The following is a 783-nucleotide window of genomic DNA, read 5'->3' on the forward strand; positions in this document are numbered from 1 at the left end:
TCCTTGTTTCCAAGGGTTATTGACGGTTGTCTTCCGTTCATCCTATACATTATATACAGGACTACTTCTTGTACTACATCCTAGTCTGTTTATCCAAAGTCTTTCAAAGAACTATCTTTTCTTTCGTGCTCCCGTTTCAGCGGGAAAGCGTTTGCAAAGGTAAGGCGTTTTTTTCGTAACCTCCAAATTTTTTCGAAAGTTTTTTTGAAAAAATTTTCGGAAGGTTTTCAGAAGGCGTGCGGCTTACCCTTTCTCGCTCCCTTGCACATCGCAAGGTAAGATACTCGGTGCAGCAGTCAGCACTGTCTCCCGTAGCCTCAGCTCTGCCAGTCTGTCATCTTCAGCGGCTCTCCCTCTCGAAAGCGGTTGCAAAGGTACAGACTTTTTCCTTTCATGCAACTTTTACACCATACTTTTTTGCAGGATTTTTTCAGGCTATTGCCTAACTCGCTGATTTACTTTATGCTATAAAGCATAATTTTTGTTTCCATACGAAAACGGATGTGAAATACCCTACATTATATAATTCGTGCGTGCGCGTACGTGTGCGCGTAACGAGACGGAAAAAGTTTTACAAAAAATAGGGGAAAACAGCTGCAAAGCCTGAAGCTGCGAATGGAATACGGAAAAAGGAACGGAGTTTTTACACGGACAAGGAGGAACTTTTTACGTTTCCGCTACGAAAAACATACGGTTCCGCAACGCAAAACGTACGGTTCGCATGGCGGAAACATACGTTTCGCCAAAGGAAAACATAAAAATAATGGAAACGTTACGAGATTT

The sequence above is a fragment of the Phocaeicola plebeius genome (assembly GCF_003437535.1).
GTDB classification, from domain to species: Bacteria; Bacteroidota; Bacteroidia; order Bacteroidales; family Bacteroidaceae; genus Phocaeicola; species Phocaeicola plebeius_A.